Origin of the sequence: Pedobacter psychrophilus (genome assembly GCF_001652725.1) — a bacterium.
GTDB classification, from domain to species: Bacteria; Bacteroidota; Bacteroidia; order Sphingobacteriales; family Sphingobacteriaceae; genus Pseudopedobacter; species Pseudopedobacter psychrophilus.
In genome coordinates, this window is the sequence record NZ_LWHJ01000028.1 from 256264 (window position 1) to 274843 (window position 18580).

At 32.1% G+C, this 18580-nt stretch carries 15 protein-coding genes; 3 read left to right on the plus strand and 12 right to left on the minus strand.

Features of this window, described 5'->3' with window-relative positions; genetic code table 11:
- Positions 1–116: 116 nt before the first annotated feature.
- The 6 genes from A5893_RS11740 to A5893_RS11760 form a co-directional block, all read right to left on the minus strand.
- Positions 117–3566 (minus strand): hypothetical protein, encoded by a 3450-nt coding sequence (locus A5893_RS11740; RefSeq protein ID WP_068822762.1) that lies wholly within the window; start codon positions 3564–3566, stop codon positions 117–119.
- Entirely contained in the window at positions 3567–5912 is a 2346-nt protein-coding gene (locus A5893_RS18090) for an ATP-binding protein (protein ID WP_232456852.1), read from the minus strand. It lies immediately after the preceding gene.
- A 421-nt stretch (positions 5913–6333) separates the two neighbouring features.
- Positions 6334–7266 (minus strand): hypothetical protein, encoded by a 933-nt coding sequence (locus A5893_RS18095; RefSeq protein ID WP_232456853.1) that lies wholly within the window; start codon positions 7264–7266, stop codon positions 6334–6336.
- An 86-nt stretch (positions 7267–7352) separates the two neighbouring features.
- Positions 7353–8237: an ACP S-malonyltransferase gene (gene fabD / locus A5893_RS11750; RefSeq protein ID WP_068822763.1), complete on the minus strand. Its 885-nt coding sequence runs from the start codon at positions 8235–8237 to the stop codon at positions 7353–7355.
- 56 nt (positions 8238–8293) lie between these two features.
- Positions 8294–8908, minus strand: a complete 615-nt coding sequence (folE, locus tag A5893_RS11755; protein WP_068822764.1) for a GTP cyclohydrolase I FolE — start codon at positions 8906–8908, stop codon at positions 8294–8296.
- Between the two features lie 4 nt (positions 8909–8912).
- Positions 8913–9326: a 6-pyruvoyl trahydropterin synthase family protein gene (locus tag A5893_RS11760; RefSeq protein WP_068822765.1), complete on the minus strand. Its 414-nt coding sequence runs from the start codon at positions 9324–9326 to the stop codon at positions 8913–8915.
- Between the two features lie 224 nt (positions 9327–9550).
- Between A5893_RS11760 and mqnB the strand changes: the two genes are divergently transcribed.
- From mqnB to A5893_RS11775, 3 genes are all read left to right on the plus strand, one after another.
- Positions 9551–10192, plus strand: a complete 642-nt coding sequence (mqnB, locus tag A5893_RS11765) for a futalosine hydrolase (RefSeq protein ID WP_068822766.1) — start codon at positions 9551–9553, stop codon at positions 10190–10192.
- Between the two features lie 130 nt (positions 10193–10322).
- On the plus strand, positions 10323–11150 hold the full coding sequence (locus A5893_RS11770) for a menaquinone biosynthesis family protein (protein WP_068822767.1): 828 nt from the start codon (positions 10323–10325) through the stop codon (positions 11148–11150).
- A gap of 96 nt (positions 11151–11246) precedes the next feature.
- A complete protein-coding gene (locus tag A5893_RS11775) occupies positions 11247–12059 on the plus strand; it encodes a hypothetical protein (protein WP_068822768.1) in 813 nt (270 codons plus the stop codon).
- A 71-nt stretch (positions 12060–12130) separates the two neighbouring features.
- Here A5893_RS11775 and A5893_RS11780 read toward each other — a convergent pair whose 3' ends face one another.
- The 6 genes from A5893_RS11780 to A5893_RS11805 form a co-directional block, all read right to left on the minus strand.
- A complete protein-coding gene (locus tag A5893_RS11780) occupies positions 12131–12616 on the minus strand; it encodes a DUF4920 domain-containing protein (RefSeq protein WP_068822769.1) in 486 nt (161 codons plus the stop codon).
- A 138-nt stretch (positions 12617–12754) separates the two neighbouring features.
- Complete coding sequence (locus tag A5893_RS11785) at positions 12755–13420, minus strand: MOSC domain-containing protein (RefSeq protein ID WP_068822770.1); 666 nt, start codon at positions 13418–13420, stop codon at positions 12755–12757.
- 12 nt (positions 13421–13432) lie between these two features.
- Positions 13433–14308 carry a UbiA prenyltransferase family protein gene (locus A5893_RS11790; protein WP_068822771.1) on the minus strand — a complete coding sequence of 292 codons (876 nt, stop codon included), beginning with the start codon at positions 14306–14308 and terminating at the stop codon, positions 13433–13435.
- A 66-nt stretch (positions 14309–14374) separates the two neighbouring features.
- A complete protein-coding gene (locus tag A5893_RS11795; protein WP_068822772.1) occupies positions 14375–15610 on the minus strand; it encodes a metallophosphoesterase in 1236 nt (411 codons plus the stop codon).
- A gap of 202 nt (positions 15611–15812) precedes the next feature.
- On the minus strand, positions 15813–17303 hold the full coding sequence (locus A5893_RS11800; RefSeq protein ID WP_068822773.1) for a MoxR family ATPase: 1491 nt from the start codon (positions 17301–17303) through the stop codon (positions 15813–15815).
- Positions 17304–17425: 122 nt separating this feature from the next.
- A complete protein-coding gene (locus A5893_RS11805) occupies positions 17426–18523 on the minus strand; it encodes a vWA domain-containing protein (RefSeq protein WP_068822774.1) in 1098 nt (365 codons plus the stop codon).
- Between the last annotated feature and the right edge of the window lie 57 nt (positions 18524–18580).

An 18580-nucleotide genomic window follows, 5' to 3' on the forward strand; every position in this document is an offset into this window, starting at 1 on the left:
ATGCACTAATTTTCACTAATCTAATGGAGAAGTATTTTTTATGATTTCACTAATTTAAATGCAATAATAAATCTTAATAATTCTAAAATCAGTCAAATAATAAACTGAATCCACTATTAAAAATAGGCCCTAAATTGTAGGCCGCCGGTATGGATGGTCCTAACGTCATTAGATTTACGCCCTTCATAAGTAAAGTTGAGTTGGATACCGTTTGCTATGGTTGTTTGAAACCCCGCAGACCAAGTAAGATTTTTTCCTGGTTGTAAACCATCCAATAATTCGTAAGCTACAGAGGTGTTGTTTTTGCCTTCAAAACTATTATTAATAAAATTAAACTGACTGGTTATTGTTCCTTTTTTAAGAATGTTATATCTTAATTCGGATCCAATTTTTGCGTTTAAGGTTTTTTCTCCGCCAAAAACCACATCATTTTTTTGATTTTTTAAATTGATTAAAAAAGTGGTTTTAAAATCGGTGCTAAATTGGTAACCAAACTCGGGTTGTAATTCATAATAGTTAATATGATAGTTTCTTTCGGTAAATAATTGAGATGAAAAATCCTTAACGCCATTATTAAAAGAGATATTGAAATTACTTTTTCTAATAAAATTCCATCTTATGCGTAAACTTTTCTCCTGATTATTTCTACTGTCAAATCCGTTAGTTAGCAACAATTTACTTCCTAATTTTTGCAAGCTCACATCAAAACCAAAAACAGGATTAGAGCGATTAAAAAACAAAGTGTTCCTAATAAAAGAATTTAGCGCAATCAAATTACTTTCGTTAATGCTGGTTTGGTAAGGGTTAAATAAAACACTTTCGCCAGCTAAAACTTTTTTATCAATACGTAATGATGTAATGTTAGAAAATTTAGAGATAAAAACAGGAACCTTCTCTTTTCTATTTTTTAATATGATAGCTGGGTTTAGGGTTAAAGTTTGGTTAATATTTGTAAAATTAGACCTTACAAATTGGTTATTTGGTCTAAAAATTTTGATGTATCGGGCTTGGTCAGGAAATCTGGAAATCTCAAATTCATTTAATTCTTTTATGCCATTACTATTGTAATCATTCCAGGAATAAATTCCCTGTGCGGCTGCAACTTCTAAATAAACAAATTCTCTTTTTGGCTCCTGTCCGGTTCCTAATTCGTAAAAAGATTGAAGATTAATAAAGCCTTTCAAACTTGTAAAATTATAATCAACCCTACCTAAAAGAGTTTCTTCGTTTTGCTTTAAAGTATCATTATTTAAATATTTTAAAGTGCGATAAGAAGCATTTATGGATAAATTAGAATTGGATGTTTTACTAATTAATAATTTACCAGAAACCGTAATTGCTTTAGAAAAAGCAATTAATGTTTGTCCTAAAGGCAAATCATCAAAACGTTGGTTATAAAGCAATAAAAAGGAAGTTTTTGCGGTATCGGCAGATTTAAAATAAGCTTCGTATTCTCTAAAAGCAAAAGATTGTAAACTCAATTGATTGGTGCTTAAATTATTGGGTTGATTGTTCTCGGCTCGGTAAGCCAGACCAGCCTCATTAACTTTAAAAACCTTTGAAACCGCTAAATTATTTTTGTAAAAAGCACCATCTTCTACAGTTGTTTTAGAATTTAATAAACTGCCCGCATAAAATAATCGGTATTTTTTGTAATGATAAACAGAAGCTAAAGCTTGCTGAATTCCGTTATAGCTGCTACCTCTGTTAAAGTTAGAAAACGTATAATTTATTTGCTTTAAATCGTTTTTGAACAGCTTAAAGTTTAGGGTTGTCCAATGCTCATCCGCTGGAACCAAAACAGTTCCTCTAAAGTTAAAATCACGATCAAATTCTACCGGCCGATAACGCTCTAAAGGTTTAAATTGCTGGTTTAAATATTCATAACTCAAATTACTTTTCAGTTTTAAACCAGTAGTGTCATTTCCTTTAAAATTTCTTTGATCTTGAAAAATGAGTTTGTAAGCAACACCTTTATTTTGAGCGTTTCCTATGTTAGAGTAAAGGTTTACATCATTATCGCTGTAGCCAACCTCGGTGAAAATATTTGTTTTTTTACCGATTTTATAATCAGCATTAAGCGTTATTAATTGTTGTTTTTTAGGCGTTACCAGTAAAGTTACGGGCTCATAATCTCCTTGTAAAACTCCATTAATGGACGCATTAAAAACATAAACCCTTCCGTTTGCTTCTGATGAGGTGTTGATGCGATAATTTCCAAGATTTGCTCCAACAAAAGTAAAGCCTACCCTAAACTTTGCCAGCAAAGGATTGGTGTTGTAAACATAAACGCCTTGAGCGCCTAACGTGTCAATTTTTTTGTACAAAATCTCATTTTGGCTAAAAGCAACACTATCAGCATTGGGGAAAACAGCTTGATTAATATTATTTCCAATACCTGATAAAAATTGTTTCTGTGGATCGCTTAAGCTTTGTATTAAAGGTCTGTTTGCGTTATCTTGTTCGCTGTAGTAATTAAAGCCAATTTTTAACTTTTCAGATTTAAAGCCTTGATTTAAATTGTACAAACTTCGGGCAAAAACCTTATCAGAATATTCAAACTCCACAACTATTCTAGAATTTCTGGTGATTAATCTTTTAGATGTGAAAGTCAACTCTGAAGTATTATAATCCATCACATAATCATTATCCTGCCCACGTAAAAGCAAAACACCATCAATATAAACCCTTTCCGTACCAGAAAGAACAATAATAAATTGCTCTCCATTATTGCCTTGTAAACGATACGGACCTTGATTTCCTTCTATACCATCAAATTGGTTTCTTGCAGAACGACCTTTGGCTACCGCCGCCGCAAAAGTTGTAGAAAATTCATGTCCGTTTTTATCTTTAAAATTATTGCTAAATAAAGCGCCTTGGGTGCGTTTGTAATAATTGGTAAAATAGCTGTCGGGTTTTCTAAGCTCATAATCTCCAGCTATAAGTGTAGTGCCCTTTCTTTTTAACTGGATAAAAACTTTATCAAAATCATTTATTTGCTGTGTATTTCCTTCAGGCTGTATAGGGATATTGTCATCAGAAATAGCTGCTAAAATTTCGATTTCATTGTTGAGTTTTCCTGATAATTGTAATACCAAATTAGAATTTACAGCCAAATCTTGATTGTTTCCAAAACCTATACCTCTGGAAATACTACCACTTTTATTAAAACCCTCAAAGTTGAAAATGGAATTATCCTCTTTATTTGCTGTATAAATAAAAGGGTTTTTTCCAATTACCACCTCCTCAATAATTTTGGGATCTTTATTAAATTGTTTTTTAGAAAAAAGTAAGGGAAAGGTTTGATATTGCACCATTACAGAATCTGTATTTGGTTTACTTTTCCAAATTAGCAAAGTGCTGGAAAAATTGATTTGATAACTATCCTGACTAATAGGAATTACGCCGTTAATAAGTTTAAAGGTGTTTGGTATAATGCTGAGTGTATCTAGTAGAGTAGAATCTTTAACAGCAATTTTTTTGATAATTGCCAACTGATTGTTTTGTGCATAAACGGAAGCGCTGCAAATTAAGAGTACAATCCCGATGATGCTTTTTTTTATCATTTAACTTACCAGTGGAAGCGTAATGTAGAAAGTTGTTCCTACATTAATTTCTGTAGTAAAATAAATATTTCCCTTCACATTCTCCACAGCTTGCTTTACAAAGGCTAAACCAAGCCCGGTACCAGAGCTTTTTGTGGTAAAATTAGGAACAAAAATACTTGCTCTAGAGTTTAGGGGAATTCCATTACCGTTATCAGAAACGGCAATTTTAATATTATGTTGTTCTTTTATTCCGTTGATGGTTATTAAGCCCGCTTTCCCCTCTGGCATAGCCTCTATGGCGTTTTTTAATAGATTGTTAAAGCATCTTAAAAGTTGATCTCTATCTACTAAAACCATACAATCTTTCAATGAAGACTCATCACAAGTTATTTTGATATGTGCCATTTGGGAATAAACTTCAACGGCTTTATTAAGCACACTTAAAACCGCTAATTTTTCCAGTTTTAGCTCTGGCATTTTCGCAAAGTTTGAAAACTCTGATGCTATACGACTTAAACTATCAATTTGCTCTAAAAAAGACTTACTGAACTTGTTGAATTTATCATCAAACTTTACGTCTTTATCTTTCCAAGAACGATCTAACATTTGAATTCCTAAACGCAGCGGAGTTAATGGGTTCTTAATTTCATGGGCAACCTGTTTGGCCATTTCTCGCCATGCGGTTTCCCTTTCAGATTGTGCAAGTTTGTTGGCATTTTCCTCTAATGTGGCTATCATGGCGTTATATTCCGTAATCAAACTTCCAATCTCATCATTACGTTTCCATTTTATTGGGTTGTTTTTTCTCCCGATAACGGTTTTAGAAATGCTCTCTTGTATTAAACTTAAAGGACTGGTAATTTGATTGGCTACCACAAAAGCAAAAAATGCCACAGCTACAAACACTAATACATAAATATTAATTAACAAGTTTAAAAAGGTGCCTATTTTTTGGTTATAATCATCTTGATTTGCAAAATATGGAAGTTGCAAATAGGCAATAATATTATTATCCGCATTTTTTATAGGCATGTATGCCGAGGTATATTTTAGCGATCTGATATTTTCTTGTTGAATGAATTCAGATTTCTTTTTGATATGAAGATTAATGTAAGCATTAGGGTCCATGCGTTCGGCAATTAAACCTACCGAATAGAGTTTGTTTTGTGTAGAATAAATAAGCTTACCGTTAAGATCAAATAGGTTAAGATCGGCACTATACATCTTAGAAAAATCATCAAATGAAATGGAATTTTTTTTATTTGATGCATTAACCTCTTGTAGTGAATTATCTTGAAAGGCACTAGTAATTATCCTTATTTTACTTTCCAAAAAGTCTTGCTGCTGTTCTGTATATTGTATAGAAATGTATGAAAAAGTAATGATTCCGATTATTAATAAAGAGCTTACAACAGCTAAAACTAAAGCAATTTGAATTCGGGTTTTATATAGAATCCGATTATTACTGGCTAATATCTTTATCCTTAAATTTTTAAAACTTATATGATAGGCAAAAAGAGATTGTAGTATCCATTTATATGAAATTAAAAAGATACTAAAGACAACAAATATGATAAAGAAGAAGGATAAGGATGCTAATTCTCTCCAAAAGGTTGTACTATTATGAGTAATAACAATTGTTTTATTTGATGCAGGTTTATAAATTAAATGATCTACAATTCCTTTTTTAAGAACTACAAATTGTTTAATAGGGGCAGTAAACTCTGTGTTAAAATCATCATAAATGTAAGAACCATACTGAGTTAACAGTTTTTTGTTCTCGAAAAAAGCATATGAATAATCTAAAAATTCTGACTGGGGGTTAATGATCCCATTTTGTAAAATATGTGGAAATGCGCCAAAACGTTCTAATGTTTTAGATTTTAAATCTAAAACCAAGGTTCCTATAACGTTGCTATCCGTTTTTAATGGGATAATTGCAAAATAATTTTGATTGCCAAAGGTGTTATTTTTACGGTAGAAATAATCTGTCACTTTATTAGATTTATTTTCTACCAAATCCTTAAAATCCTTAATGCTTTGATTGTTACTTTGATTGATTAAGGAATCATTTTGATTAAAAAGGAAAACTTTAAAGTTGAATTTGTTTAAATATCCAGATAGGTATTTATTGCCAATTAAGGTAATCAACTCTTTTGTATTTGCCTTTCCAGATTTTAAATTAGCTATTATCGCACTTTCTTCCTGTATACCATCCTCAATCTCATCAAACGCAATTAATGCATAAGAATCTGTCGGATTTTCTAATTTCTGTAATAGCGTTTTTCTTACTTCTAATTCCTTAAAGCTTTCAAAGGTGTTAAGTTTTACAGAAACTATCGTAGCAAAGATGAACGATATCATTACAACTGCGGGGAAAACAACTTTCCCATTATTGGTGTAAATACCTCTCCCTATTATAAATACCAGCGCAAAGATTAATGTAAAAAAGACAGAATAGTTTTTTGTGATAAGCTCGAAGATCCCGTAAGCTAAAAAACACATAATAAACAGGGCAATTTTGTTTCGCAGAGAGATGTTTATAAAACTTGAATAATAAATCATAAGATCTATTATTAAGTAATAAATTAATAACCCTCCAATAATAATTAAAATACCAAAAAAGCTTAGAATATTAAGATTTACCAGGTTAGAAACATTTAAATTAATGGTAGAATTAAATACCAAACCAAAAAAAACATCAGAGAATTTATGAGATAAAAACAAAACGAAAATAAACCCATAAATTAAAATGGGATATCCTAACCAAACATTTTTTATAGGTTTAAAAATTTTTATTGCGGTAGCTATAAAAGAAGATGATTATCCATAATAGACAAACTACATTTATTAAAAGATCTGCAAAGGAAGGGAAGTAAAAACTAGAGGCATAAATTTTAGGATCAAAATAATCTAAACTATAGATGGCTTTAGGAAAATGATATTTTAAACCCAGATATCTGATTAAGAAAAAAGATAAACATAAGATTACTGTAGCAACTGCTGCATTTTGTTCATCAGCATAAAGCTTGCAAATGCTGTTTAGCAAAAATAGTAAGGTTAATAAGCCGCAACACCACATAATAACTTCAATCTTATTATAAGGAATCTCAGAAATAGTATCGCTTTTTGTAATGGAGAAAAGATAATTACCTTCAATATTTTTAATATCAACAACATCCTTCTCTTCTAAAGATGCAATTTCTATATTTAGATTTCTGATCAAAAACTGATCATCATCATTATTAAGGTACTGATTATTATAAGGTAGATGAGATTTTATGGGAATGAAGAAAACCACAAAAAAATCATTTTTAGTTCTTTTTATAGCTTCATACCAACCATTTTTATAAGCCACAAAGCTGCTTCCTTCTTTGTAATTATTTACATTGCTAGCGCTAATATCAACGTCAGACCAAAAAACAAGTTTACCCTTTTGATAGGTTTGAAAAAAGATGTTTTTATTTGTAAATTGATCTAAGATATTAGTTGCTAAAGTTGGGCTAAAAGGAAGATTTTCTAAATCTTTTAAGTTCTGTTGCTCAGACAAGAATTCGTTTACTGTTGATTCTTTTTCATGTAAATCGCTACTGATATTATCAGCAAGACCATTAAGATTTACCAGTTTAGTTGATGCCCACCTGGCAGTTAACGATGTAGCAAACAAACCAATCGTAACTAAAAGTAATAACCAACGAATTTTAGTAGCAGTTCTCAATTATTAAAAGGTATCTAAAAAGTAATTTAAACAACCGCATCCCAAAACCAAGCCAAACAAACAGGCTTATGCTATCGCCATATATTTTAATTAAATGTTGCGCTAGATGTTTCTATTTTTCTGTCAATTTTTTTAACTAAACCTTGTAAAACACTTCCTGGTCCAACCTCTATAAATTCAGTTGCGCCATCATGTAATATTTTTTGCATGGTTTGTGTCCATTTTACCGGTCCTGTTAATTGGGCTATCAAATTATGCTTAATGCTTTGAGAATCGATATAAGGTTTAGCATCAATATTTTGATAGATTGGGCAAATAGGCTCTTTAATTTCTGTAGCAACAATAGCTGCTTCTAACTCAACCTTTGCGGCTTCCATTAAAGGAGAGTGAAATGCGCCACCCACATTTAACTTTATGGCTCTTTTTGCTCCAGCAGCCAACAATAATTCGCAAGCTTTATCTATTCCAGCAATACTTCCAGAAATTACCAACTGGCCTGGGCAATTATAATTGGCTGGCACCACAACATCACTTACTCTTTGGCAAATATCTTCAACTGTAAAATCATCTAAACCTAATACTGCTGCCATTGTACTTGGTTGTAATTCGCAAGCTTTTTGCATTGCATTTGCTCTTTTAGCTACTAACCTTAATCCGTCTTCAAAAGTTAAGGCACCCGCAGCTGTTAGTGCAGAAAACTCTCCTAAAGAATGCCCAGCAACCATATTAGGTTTAAAATCCGTTCCCAAAACTTTGGCTAATATTACCGAATGTAAAAAAATTGCAGGTTGGGTAACTTTTGTTTTCTTTAATTCCTCATCAGTACCACTAAACATAATATCGGTAATCCGAAACCCTAAAATTTCATTGGCTCTTTCAAACATTTCTTTAGCCTCGGCAGAACTTTCGTAAAGGTCTTTACCCATACCAATAAATTGTGCGCCTTGTCCTGGAAATACGTATGCTTTCATTTTTGTTAAATTATAATTTTCTAATTGTGTTCAGCAGATACCTTGACTAGTTATTATCAAGACAAATTAGCCGTTATTAATCTCAAAAATTCCGACCTGGTTTTATCATGATCAAATTCGCCTGTAAATGCTGATGTTGTAGTCACAGAATTTTGTTTTTGAATTCCCCTCATGCTCATACACATGTGTTTACATTCTATCACTACAGCAACGCCTGCGGGTTTTAAAGTATCTTGAATGCAATCCCTAATCTCATTTGTTAATCTTTCCTGAACCTGTAATCTTCTGGCAAAAACATCTACCACACGGGGCAATTTGCTTAAACCAACAATATGCCCGTTTGGGATATAAGCAATGTGCGCCTTACCAAAAAATGGCAACATGTGGTGCTCACACATAGAGTAAACCTCAATGTCTTTAACAATAACCATTTGGCTATAGTCTTCTTTAAACATTGCCGATTTTAAAATCTCAGAAGCGTCTAAATCATAACCATGCGTTAAAAACTGTAGCGCTTTAGCAACTCGCTCTGGTGTTTTTAGTAAGCCCTCCCGATTTGGATCTTCACCAATTGATGCTAAAATATTTTTATAGTTACCGGCTATTTCGCCGATTACTTTTTCATCATATCGATCTATTTTTTGATAACCGTTATTGCTTTTATCGCTCATTTATTTAATCTCCAAAATACTCTACAAAGTTACTTGCGGTTTCATACAATTTAATACAATGCAATTTTGCGCCTTTTTCTTCTATATGTGGTGCTAATTGTTTCCAAATCTCAATCGCCAAAATCTCTGTAGATGCCATTTTACCTTTCATAAAATCGACATCCAGATTTAAGTTTTTATGGTCCAATTTATCTGTAATGTATTTGATTATTAAAGATTTTAAATCTTTTAAATCGATAACAAAGCCAGTTTCATGATTAATTTCTCCTTTTACGGTTACAAAAAGATCATAATTGTGTCCATGCCAGTTTGCGTTTGCACATCTGCCAAAAACCTCATCGTTTTTCTCCTGGCTCCATTCTTCCCTATATAATTTGTGAGCAGCATTAAAATGCTCTTTTCTTGTAACGTAAATCATTCTTTTTATGATAAAGGGCAAATATAAACAAAGCTTTTACAACCGATAAGAACTATTAAAGCAATGTTCTTAAATTTGATGTAATTTTGAAATAATAAAGACATTAAACAAAATAATTTGGGCGTTTTAACACGCTATACACTGTAGTTTTTTACCGCAAAAAAGCGGTTAAAAAAGCTGTCGTTCCTATCGTTAACGCAAAAATCAAATTAAGAAATGATGACATGAAGATATTATTAGTAGCTGCAACCTATCAAGAAATTGAGCCCTTTATTAAAAAATATGCTCCAAAATTTAATGCAGATGAGTTGTTAAAAGTTGGGAAACATGATATTAAGATAATGATTACAGGTGTTGGAATGGTAGCAACAGCTTATGCATTAGGCAAAACATTAGCTCAAGAAAACTTCGATTTGGCCTTAAATGTAGGTATTGCGGGTAGTTTTTATCGCAATATAAAATTAGGGCAATTGGTAGAGGTAAGAGAAGATATTTTATCAGAACTTGGTGCAGAAGATGATGAAGAATTTATTTCTTTAGAACAATTAGAGATGGGCGAAGTTGAATTTAGGGCTTCAGAAAAAATCTTTTTAAAAGATAACTTAAGAAAAGTAACCGCAATAACTGTAAATACTGTTCACGGCAACGAAGACAGCATAGAAGAAATACGAGATAGGATAAACCCAACTATAGAAACAATGGAAGGTGCTGCGTTTTTTTATGCTTGTGAAGAAGCGCAAGTAGAGGCTTTGCAAATACGTTGTATCTCTAATTATGTAGAAAAGAGAAATCGTGAAAACTGGAATCTGGTTTTAGCTGTTAACAATTTAAATGAATGGCTAATTAATAATCTTAAAAACATTTAGGCTTAAAGCATTATGCACAAAGCTTAAAGCAGCCTACATAATTTATATACTAAATTCATATTAAGCTAATCATATTAGTTTTGCTTTGAGCTTTAAGCATTTTGCTTTCAGCGTTTTAAAAATTTTATTCATGAAGCTTACCCTTGGTTTTTCGCCTTGCCCTAATGACACTTTTATTTTTGATGCTTTAATCCATCATAAAATTGATACACAAGGCTTAGATTTTGAGGTGGTTTTTGATGATGTAGAAACGCTTAATCAAAAAGCTTTTAATTCGATTTTAGATATTACAAAACTCAGTTATCATGCCTACGCATACGCAACAGAAGATTACGTATTGTTAGATGCTGGCAGTGCATTAGGTTTTGGCGTTGGGCCGATGTTGATTTGTAAAAAAGAACAAGATTTGAACAATCCAAATCTTAAAGTCGGGATTCCCGGCAAATTTACTACAGCAAATTTTTTACTGGGCTTGGCATATCCTCATCTTCAAAATAAAGAAGAAATGGTATTTTCTGAAATTGAACAAAAACTGATAGACGGAGAAATAGATTTAGGCCTAATAATCCATGAAAATAGATTTACCTATCAAAATAAAGGCTTAAAAAAAGTTAAGGATTTAGGCGAATATTGGGAAGAAAAAAATAATTGCGCTATCCCTTTGGGTGGCATCGTGATTAAAAGAGAATTACCTTTAGCGGTAAAGCAAACCGTAAATCAATTGATCAGGCAGTCTGTAGAATATGCTTTTGCTAATCCAAAATCGGCTTTACCTTTTATAAAATCTCATGCCCAAGAAATGGAAGAAAGCGTAATGTATAAGCACATAGATTTATATGTAAACAAATATTCTATTGATTTAGGCGTAGAAGGGAAAAAAGCAATTGAAATGTTATTTAAACAAGCCTACGAAAACAAAATAATCCCTAAAATGAATAAAAATTTATTCCTTAATTAATTACATGGCATTATTTGTGATGAAAATTAAACGTTAAAAACATTCTATAAATAATATTAAAATCACTATATAAATTTTACTAAAACATTAAAAATCATGAAATTAAAATTTTCTTATCCATTATTTTTTTCTGGATTAATTGCATTATCAACGTTAGGCGCTTGTAATCAAAATGCAAAAACTGCAGATAACGATGCTGATAGTACCAAGATGGACAAAAAGATGAGCATTGAGCCATTAACAGAAACGGACGATTTTGCAAATGCAAAATTGATGATTAAAGACGTGAAGACAGAAATGGTCGGAACAGATTCAGTTAAAATGATGGTAAACTATGACGTTACCAATTACGAACTGACTAAACAAACTATGGATATGAATTCTGGCGAATGTGCAAATTCTGATAAAGGGCAACACATCCATTTTATTATGGATAACAAACCGTACCAGGCTTTATACAAACCAGAGAACACGGTTAATTTACCTTTAAATTCAGAACATTATTTGTTGTCTTTCCTTTCTCGTTCTTACCACTTATCTGTTAAAGCGCCAGACGCCGCAGTTGTAGTTCATTTTAAAATTGATGAAAAAGGGAATTATGTAAAATTAGAAGATGCTAAAACCCCGATGCTATTTTACAGCAGACCTAAAGGAGAATATGCGGGCAAAGACACTCAAAATTTATTGTTAGATTTTTATGTGAAGAATGCTACGTTAGCTGCTGATGGTTATAAAGTAAAAGTTGCGATTAACGATACTACTTTTACAGTAGATAAATGGCAGCCTTATTTTATCAAAAATGCGCCAATGGGCGATTTAAAAGTGAAAATACAATTGCAAGACGCTAGTGGAAAAGACGTTTCTGGCGATAATACAATGGTTGAAAGAACGGTTACCCTTAAACAATAAAATTTAGGATTTAATATAAAAGCCTCTCGTAAATTAAATTATGAGAGCTTTTATATTTATAAGCTTTGTGTTTATAAAATCACCATTCCTTTCGCATCAAAAGAGATTATCCTTTTAGGCGATTTAATACTATCAATGGCATTTTTAGATAAACCAATTTGTTGTGCAATTTCCTTCTGTTGTGCAATATTTAAAACATCGGCTTTTGCCATACCTTTTAACACTACGGTTTTACCTTTAATATCTTTAGGAACAGAAAAATTATTGTCTTCAAAATTTACCTTCATTAAATCATTATTGGGCAATTTAATGGTCAGCCAATTCGCTCCATCTTTAGCAACATTATCAACCCTTCCTTTAATGGTTACCTTTTCTCTATCACCACCTTGCACTAAATCTAGCATAGCGCTTAAGTCTCTTACATTATTATTCACTACAGAATCGCCTAAAACCACTCCTTTAAAGTTATTAAAACCATGCAAACGGATTTTTTTTCTATCAGTGCAAGAAAGAATTGTTAAGGAAAGGAAAAAAATGTAAAGCAAATTTCTTTTCATATTTATAAATAATAGCTCAAATATCTGTTTATTTATTAAAAATATTCTTCTATCCTTGCTATATAGATAATAAATTTACCTATGTCTTACATTCTAAAACTATGAAATAGAAAATCGTAAGGGCTTATTGCCTAATATTTATTTGATTTTGCGTAATAAAACATCAAACTTTTCTCTCCACTCTAAAGTCAACTCTTCTAAATCCACCAACTTTTGTAGTTCAATTTTATTTTTAGAATCATGGTAACGGATTTGATTAATATGTGCAACAGACATTTTATCTGGATGAGATGAAAGATGAACCAATCCATCAGTTTTATTGACCAATCCTTCTTTTATGGTACGCAAATAAAAACCTGTAAAACCAGTATTCTGACAAAGTTTGGCAAATGGCTTATAATTATATCTAATTCCGATAATGAAACAAGGTCCTCGCGGTTCAGAAACCTCAACTATTGCATCACCTAGCTGATACCTATCGCCAACAAAAACATTTTCTTCTAAACTATTTTCACCTTCTAAGGTGAGGTTTTCTCCAAATGCGGCAAAGCCTAAATCTAAATTTAATTCTTTTTTCCAATGAGGAAATCTATCTGAACTATAACAGCAAATGGCTTTATCATTTCCTCCATGGTCTTTTGTATGTGCAACTACGTCTCCCTCAAAACCGGTCATCGTTAAAAATAAAGTTTCATCACCGATACTTTTTTTATTGAAAGCTGTTTTAACGGATTGATGGTCAGCAACTAATTGTTCTATATTACCTCTGATATTGATAGATTGTATGTTGATGTTTTTATGCATGATGTTTATTAATTAAGCAAAATTAAACAATAACAGCAAAACGTATTGTAAAACTAAAGTCCCGTCTAAATAAAAGAAATAATAGTATTCGTTCTTTTTCCACTTAGATTTAAAAATGAGCCAAGCGGTTAAGAATACAGTAAATGTTAAGCTGTAAAAATCTAAATTATAGCCGTTTGTTGGAAATAAAACAGACAATAATAAATAGGTAATCAGTAAAATCTGACAGAATAAATAAGACTTTTTTTCTCCATAAACTGTAGCTATGGTTTTTAATTTATACTTGCTATCCTGTAACATATCCCTAATATCAAAAGGAATAGTAATCGCAGTTACAAAAAGTAATCTTTTAAAGATTAAATGAATCAATTCCCAAACATTGATATTTATTTGATGGGTATCACTAAGTTCAACGTAAGGAAGCCAAACAGAACTTAATGCCCAAACCAATGCAATTAAAAACAACTTTAAGCCAGGGATATTTCTTAATCCATGTTTAACTTTACCAATAGAAAATATTGGAGTGGAGTAACCGATAGAAATAATCCCTAAAATTATGAGTAAAATTTGTGCGTTAAAATGAAGATTGAGAAAGCAAGGAATTAGTGCTAAAGCAGCTAATACCGTAATAACAATATTCATTTTATAATGATAGAAAATCCAACGAACCCGACGATATTCTGATAATTGTGGGTTTTTTGGTTTTTGAATTAGAATGCTAAAATTATAAGAAACGATGGTGGAAAAGAACAAACAACCAATTATAAACCAATTAATTGGATAGCCTATTAAGTGATAGGTTAATAACCCTTGGGAGGCTGCACCCAAAGAAATAAATATATTGCTAAACAGCAGAAAATCTAAAGTTTGGCGTAAGTATTTAATCATATTTTAGCAAAAAGCTGATGGCTTAAAGCTAATAAACAGATTTTGAAATCTATTATCGCAAACCTATTAGCCTTTTTTTAATTCAAAAATCGTGATTTCCGGCAAAATACCAACTCTACCTGGGTAACCTATAAAACCAAAACCAACATTAACATATAATTGCTGATTGCCATTTTTATATAAACCATCCCATTCATCGTAAACATATTGAACGGGGCTCCATTTTACATATTCGCTTTCAATGCCAAATTGTGCACCATGAGTATGACCAGCGAAACTCATATCAATTGTTGGATATTTTTGCAAAACTTCTGCTCGCCAGTGCGAAGGGTCATGAGATAATAGCAGTTTTACGGGTAAATCATCCGTGTTTTTAATCGCTTCTTCCATCTTGCCATGTTTAGGAAAACGGCCGGTTCCCCAATTTTCTATCCCTAAAATTCCAATTTCTGCGCCATTTACCTTAAGCCTTCTATTTTCGTTCATCAATAAATCCCATCCCATTAATTGATGTGTTTTTTTAATAGCCTCAATGTTTTTTACACGGGCGGCTTCAGTAGGCCATTTTTCATACATGCCGTAGTCATGATTTCCCAAAGTAGAAAAAACACCTAACGGAGCTTTTACTTTGGAAAATAAATCCTGGTAATCCCTCATTTCTGATGCAACACCATTTACTAAATCGCCGGTAAAAAAAATTAAATCCGGCTTTTGTCCCATTAGCATTTCAATACCGCCTAAAACAGCTTTCTTATTATAAAAACTTCCAGAATGGATGTCAGAGATTTGACCGAGTTTTATTCCATCAAATTCTGAGGGTAAATTTTTGAAATAAATTTTTTGCTTCCTAATTCTATAATCATAAGAACAGGTGATCCCATAACTTAAAGATGCTAAAGGAATCGCCGCAACAACCAATCCTGCTTTAACCAAAAACTCTGATCTTGGAATACTATTCTCAGCGTTTACAATTTCTTTATTTCCTGAAATTTTATTCTTTATGATGATAAACAACCTTCTGATATCATCAATAAATAAAAAAGGCATAAAGAATAATTTACTCACGAAAGTGATAAAAAACGCCACCAGAAAAATGGTTCTTATCCCTAAATCTAAATTAAAAATCATAGTGGTGTAAACCCCTATTAAAAGAACTGCGGTGTAACCCCACCAAATAGCCCGAAAAGATTTCTTAACTGCGTTTGACCAGTTTTGATAAGTATGTAAAATTGCTTTATAACTGTAAAAGTCTATAAGTAAAAGCAATACGCTAATGATTAATAGTGGAATTATTCTTCCCATTTAAAAATTTATTATGGCGTTTTATCCGCCAGCTGGCGGATTACGCTGTATCTTTTTATTGCCATTTTGCACTTCATAAAGAAGGGCAATAAAAAGGATGTCGCTTCAATCCCTAACGCAAACCTAAAAATATGTTTAGGTTAATGTTTTAAAAAGAAGCCCTCGGTAAACCGAAGGCCTCATAAATATTTATTTTATTAGGTTAATACCTATCATTAAAATCATCCTCTCCTTCATCATCGGCAAACTCTGAACTGAATAAGCTATTGAACATATCCTTAAATTCATAGCCTTTTTCTAAATAGCCTTTGCTTACCAAAGAGAATTCTGCTAGACCATGCAACACAAACTCCATATAAAGCAATTGTTGGTTTTCGCTAATATCTTTATGGAAAAATTTAACAACTGATTTTAATCCAGGAACCTCATTTAATGCTTTTTTATATTCTTCATCTGTAATGTCGTCTAATAAATTTAGGCTATTTCCACTGCCAAACCAGTTAATGATATCTGCATAAGGATTGTCCTTTTTTGCTTTTTTCATTTTTTCTGGATCAGGGAAGTAGGTTTGAAGCATCGTTTTAATTGCTTTTCCAATTAAAATGTTTGCCACCTTTGCCGGACCTTCTAATTCACCTTCATAAACCAATTCAATCTTTCCGGTAATTGCTGGGATAACCCCTAAGAAATCACTAATCCTTACAACCGTACTTTTCTCACCATTAATCAGCATCCTACGTTCTGCATGTGAAATCAAATTCTCATAAGCGGAGATTGTTAAACGAGCAGAAACTCCAGATTTTTTATCGATATATTCAGAATTTCTGGCCTCAAAAGCAATTTGCTCTACCAAATCTTTTACTAAACCATCAGCTTCAATCAGCTTTTGAGCAGGCGTTATTAATGCTTCTTGTTGGGTAATTTTTCTTGATATCGCAACAGATTTTGGATAATGAGTCAAAATTTGACTTTCAATTCTATCTTTTAAAGGCGTTACAATAGACCCACGATTGGTATAATCTTCTGGGTTGGCAGTAAATACAAACTGTATATCTAAAGGTAAACGTAATTTAAAACCTCTAATTTGTATATCATGCTCTTGCAAAATATTAAATAATGCAACCTGAATTCTAGCTTGTAAATCTGGTAATTCGTTAATTACAAATATGCTACGATGTGCTCTCGGAATCAACCCGAAGTGAATTACTCTTTCATCAGAGTAATTAAGTTTCTGAGTTGCCGCTTTTATAGGATCAACATCACCAATTAAATCTGCAACGGTAACGTCTGGAGTTGCTAATTTCTCGGTATATCTTTCATTACGATGCAACCAAGCAATAGGAGTTTCATCACCATGAATTTCAATCATGTTTTTACCAGCCCAACTTATTGGGTTCAATGGATCGTCATACAATTCCGAACCTTCAATGTATGGAATATATTCATCTAATAAATTAACCATTAACCTTGCTATTCGGGTTTTTGCTTGTCCACGTAAACCCAATAACAAAATATTATGACGACTTAAAATTGCGGTTTGCAAATCGGGCATTACGGTATCTTCAAAACCGATAATCCCTTCAAAACCCAAATTTTTATCTTTTAACCTAGCAATTAGGTTTTCCCTTAATTCTTCTTTAATCGAACGACTTTTATATCCCGATTTTTTTAATTCTCCTAGTGTCTTTATCATTAGCCTCATCCTAAATCCTTCTCCAAAGGAGAAGACTTGCCTATATTATGTTAATTTTATTTGATAAAATGCTGTCTTTATTAGATTTGTTGTCTTAATTCTTGTGTCTAATATTTTGATTCTTAACGAACCGTTTTCCTTCTATTCTTAATGTAATCTTCAAAAATGTACTCTCCTAATCCTTTTAAAGAGCTGTAAAATGCCCTCCCTCCATTTACTTCTGTAAATTTTCTTACAAATTGTTGTAAATAGGGGTCTTTAGCAATCATAAAAGTCGTGATAGGAATATTTAATCTTTTACATTGTGCCGCCATTGTCAATGTTTTACTAATTACCTTTTTATCTAAGCCTACACTATTTTTATAATACTTTAAACCTTCCTTTAAACAAGTTGGTTTACCGTCGGTAATCATAAAAATCTGTTTGTTATGGGTTTTTCTTCTTCGCAAAATATCTGTTGCTAATTCTAAACCAGCATAAGTATTCGTATGGTAAGGCCCAACTTGTAAATAAGGTAAATCTTTAACTGTTATTGGCCAGGCGTCATTACCAAAAACCACAATATCTAAAGTGTCTTTTGGATATTTTGTGCTGATTAATTCGGCTAAAGCCATCGCCACTTTCTTAGCCGGCGTAATCCTATCCTCACCATAAAGAATCATAGAGTGAGAAATATCAATCATTAAAACGGTAGAAGTAAGCGTTTTAAAATCACGTTCTTCTACTTCTAAATCACGTTCGGTCATCATAAAATCGCCAATGCCATTATTGATTTGGGCATTTTGGATGGAAGCCGTCATGTCTATTTGATCAGAACTATCGCCAAATTGATATTCTCTTCTATCAGCGTTTTTTTCCTCTCCTGTGCCGCTTTTTGGTGTAGAATGATTTCCTTTTCCTGATTTTTTCAGTTTACCAAAAATTTCTTCTAAAGCAGATTTTCGTATCGTTTGCTCTGTTTTTGCAGTTATATTAAATCCTCCCTTTGGGTCATCATCACTTAAATAACCTTTGTCTTTTAAATCTTGAATAAAATCGCCCATACCATAATCATCTTTTGTGATGTTATGTTGTTTATCCAACTCGTTCATCCATGATAAAGCTTCATTGGCATCTCCGGCGGTATAATTTAAGAGCTCTAAAAACAATTTTAGTAGCTCATCAAACCCGCCATTAGGTAGTTGTTTGGGAATAAATTTTGAAAAACCGTAACCTCGCATCTGCTATATTTCTCCTTTACTAACGTTTATATAAAGTTAAAAGTTTGCATGTTTAAA

Coding starts and splice junctions, on each gene's coding strand:
- A5893_RS11740 (WP_068822762.1), bottom strand. CDS start 3,566: ATGATAAAAAAAAGCATCATCGGGATTGTACTCTTAATTTGCAGCGCT.
- A5893_RS18090 (WP_232456852.1), bottom strand. CDS start 5,912: ATGATATCGTTCATCTTTGCTACGATAGTTTCTGTAAAACTTAACACC.
- fabD (WP_068822763.1), bottom strand. CDS start 8,237: ATGAAAGCATACGTATTTCCAGGACAAGGCGCACAATTTATTGGTATG.
- folE (WP_068822764.1), bottom strand. CDS start 8,908: ATGAGCGATAAAAGCAATAACGGTTATCAAAAAATAGATCGATATGAT.
- A5893_RS11760 (WP_068822765.1), bottom strand. CDS start 9,326: ATGATTTACGTTACAAGAAAAGAGCATTTTAATGCTGCTCACAAATTA.
- mqnB (WP_068822766.1), top strand. CDS start 9,551: ATGAAGATATTATTAGTAGCTGCAACCTATCAAGAAATTGAGCCCTTT.
- A5893_RS11770 (WP_068822767.1), top strand. CDS start 10,323: ATGAAGCTTACCCTTGGTTTTTCGCCTTGCCCTAATGACACTTTTATT.
- A5893_RS11775 (WP_068822768.1), top strand. CDS start 11,247: ATGAAATTAAAATTTTCTTATCCATTATTTTTTTCTGGATTAATTGCA.
- A5893_RS11780 (WP_068822769.1), bottom strand. CDS start 12,616: ATGAAAAGAAATTTGCTTTACATTTTTTTCCTTTCCTTAACAATTCTT.
- A5893_RS11785 (WP_068822770.1), bottom strand. CDS start 13,420: ATGCATAAAAACATCAACATACAATCTATCAATATCAGAGGTAATATA.
- A5893_RS11790 (WP_068822771.1), bottom strand. CDS start 14,308: ATGATTAAATACTTACGCCAAACTTTAGATTTTCTGCTGTTTAGCAAT.
- A5893_RS11795 (WP_068822772.1), bottom strand. CDS start 15,610: ATGGGAAGAATAATTCCACTATTAATCATTAGCGTATTGCTTTTACTT.
- A5893_RS11800 (WP_068822773.1), bottom strand. CDS start 17,303: ATGATAAAGACACTAGGAGAATTAAAAAAATCGGGATATAAAAGTCGT.
- A5893_RS11805 (WP_068822774.1), bottom strand. CDS start 18,523: ATGCGAGGTTACGGTTTTTCAAAATTTATTCCCAAACAACTACCTAAT.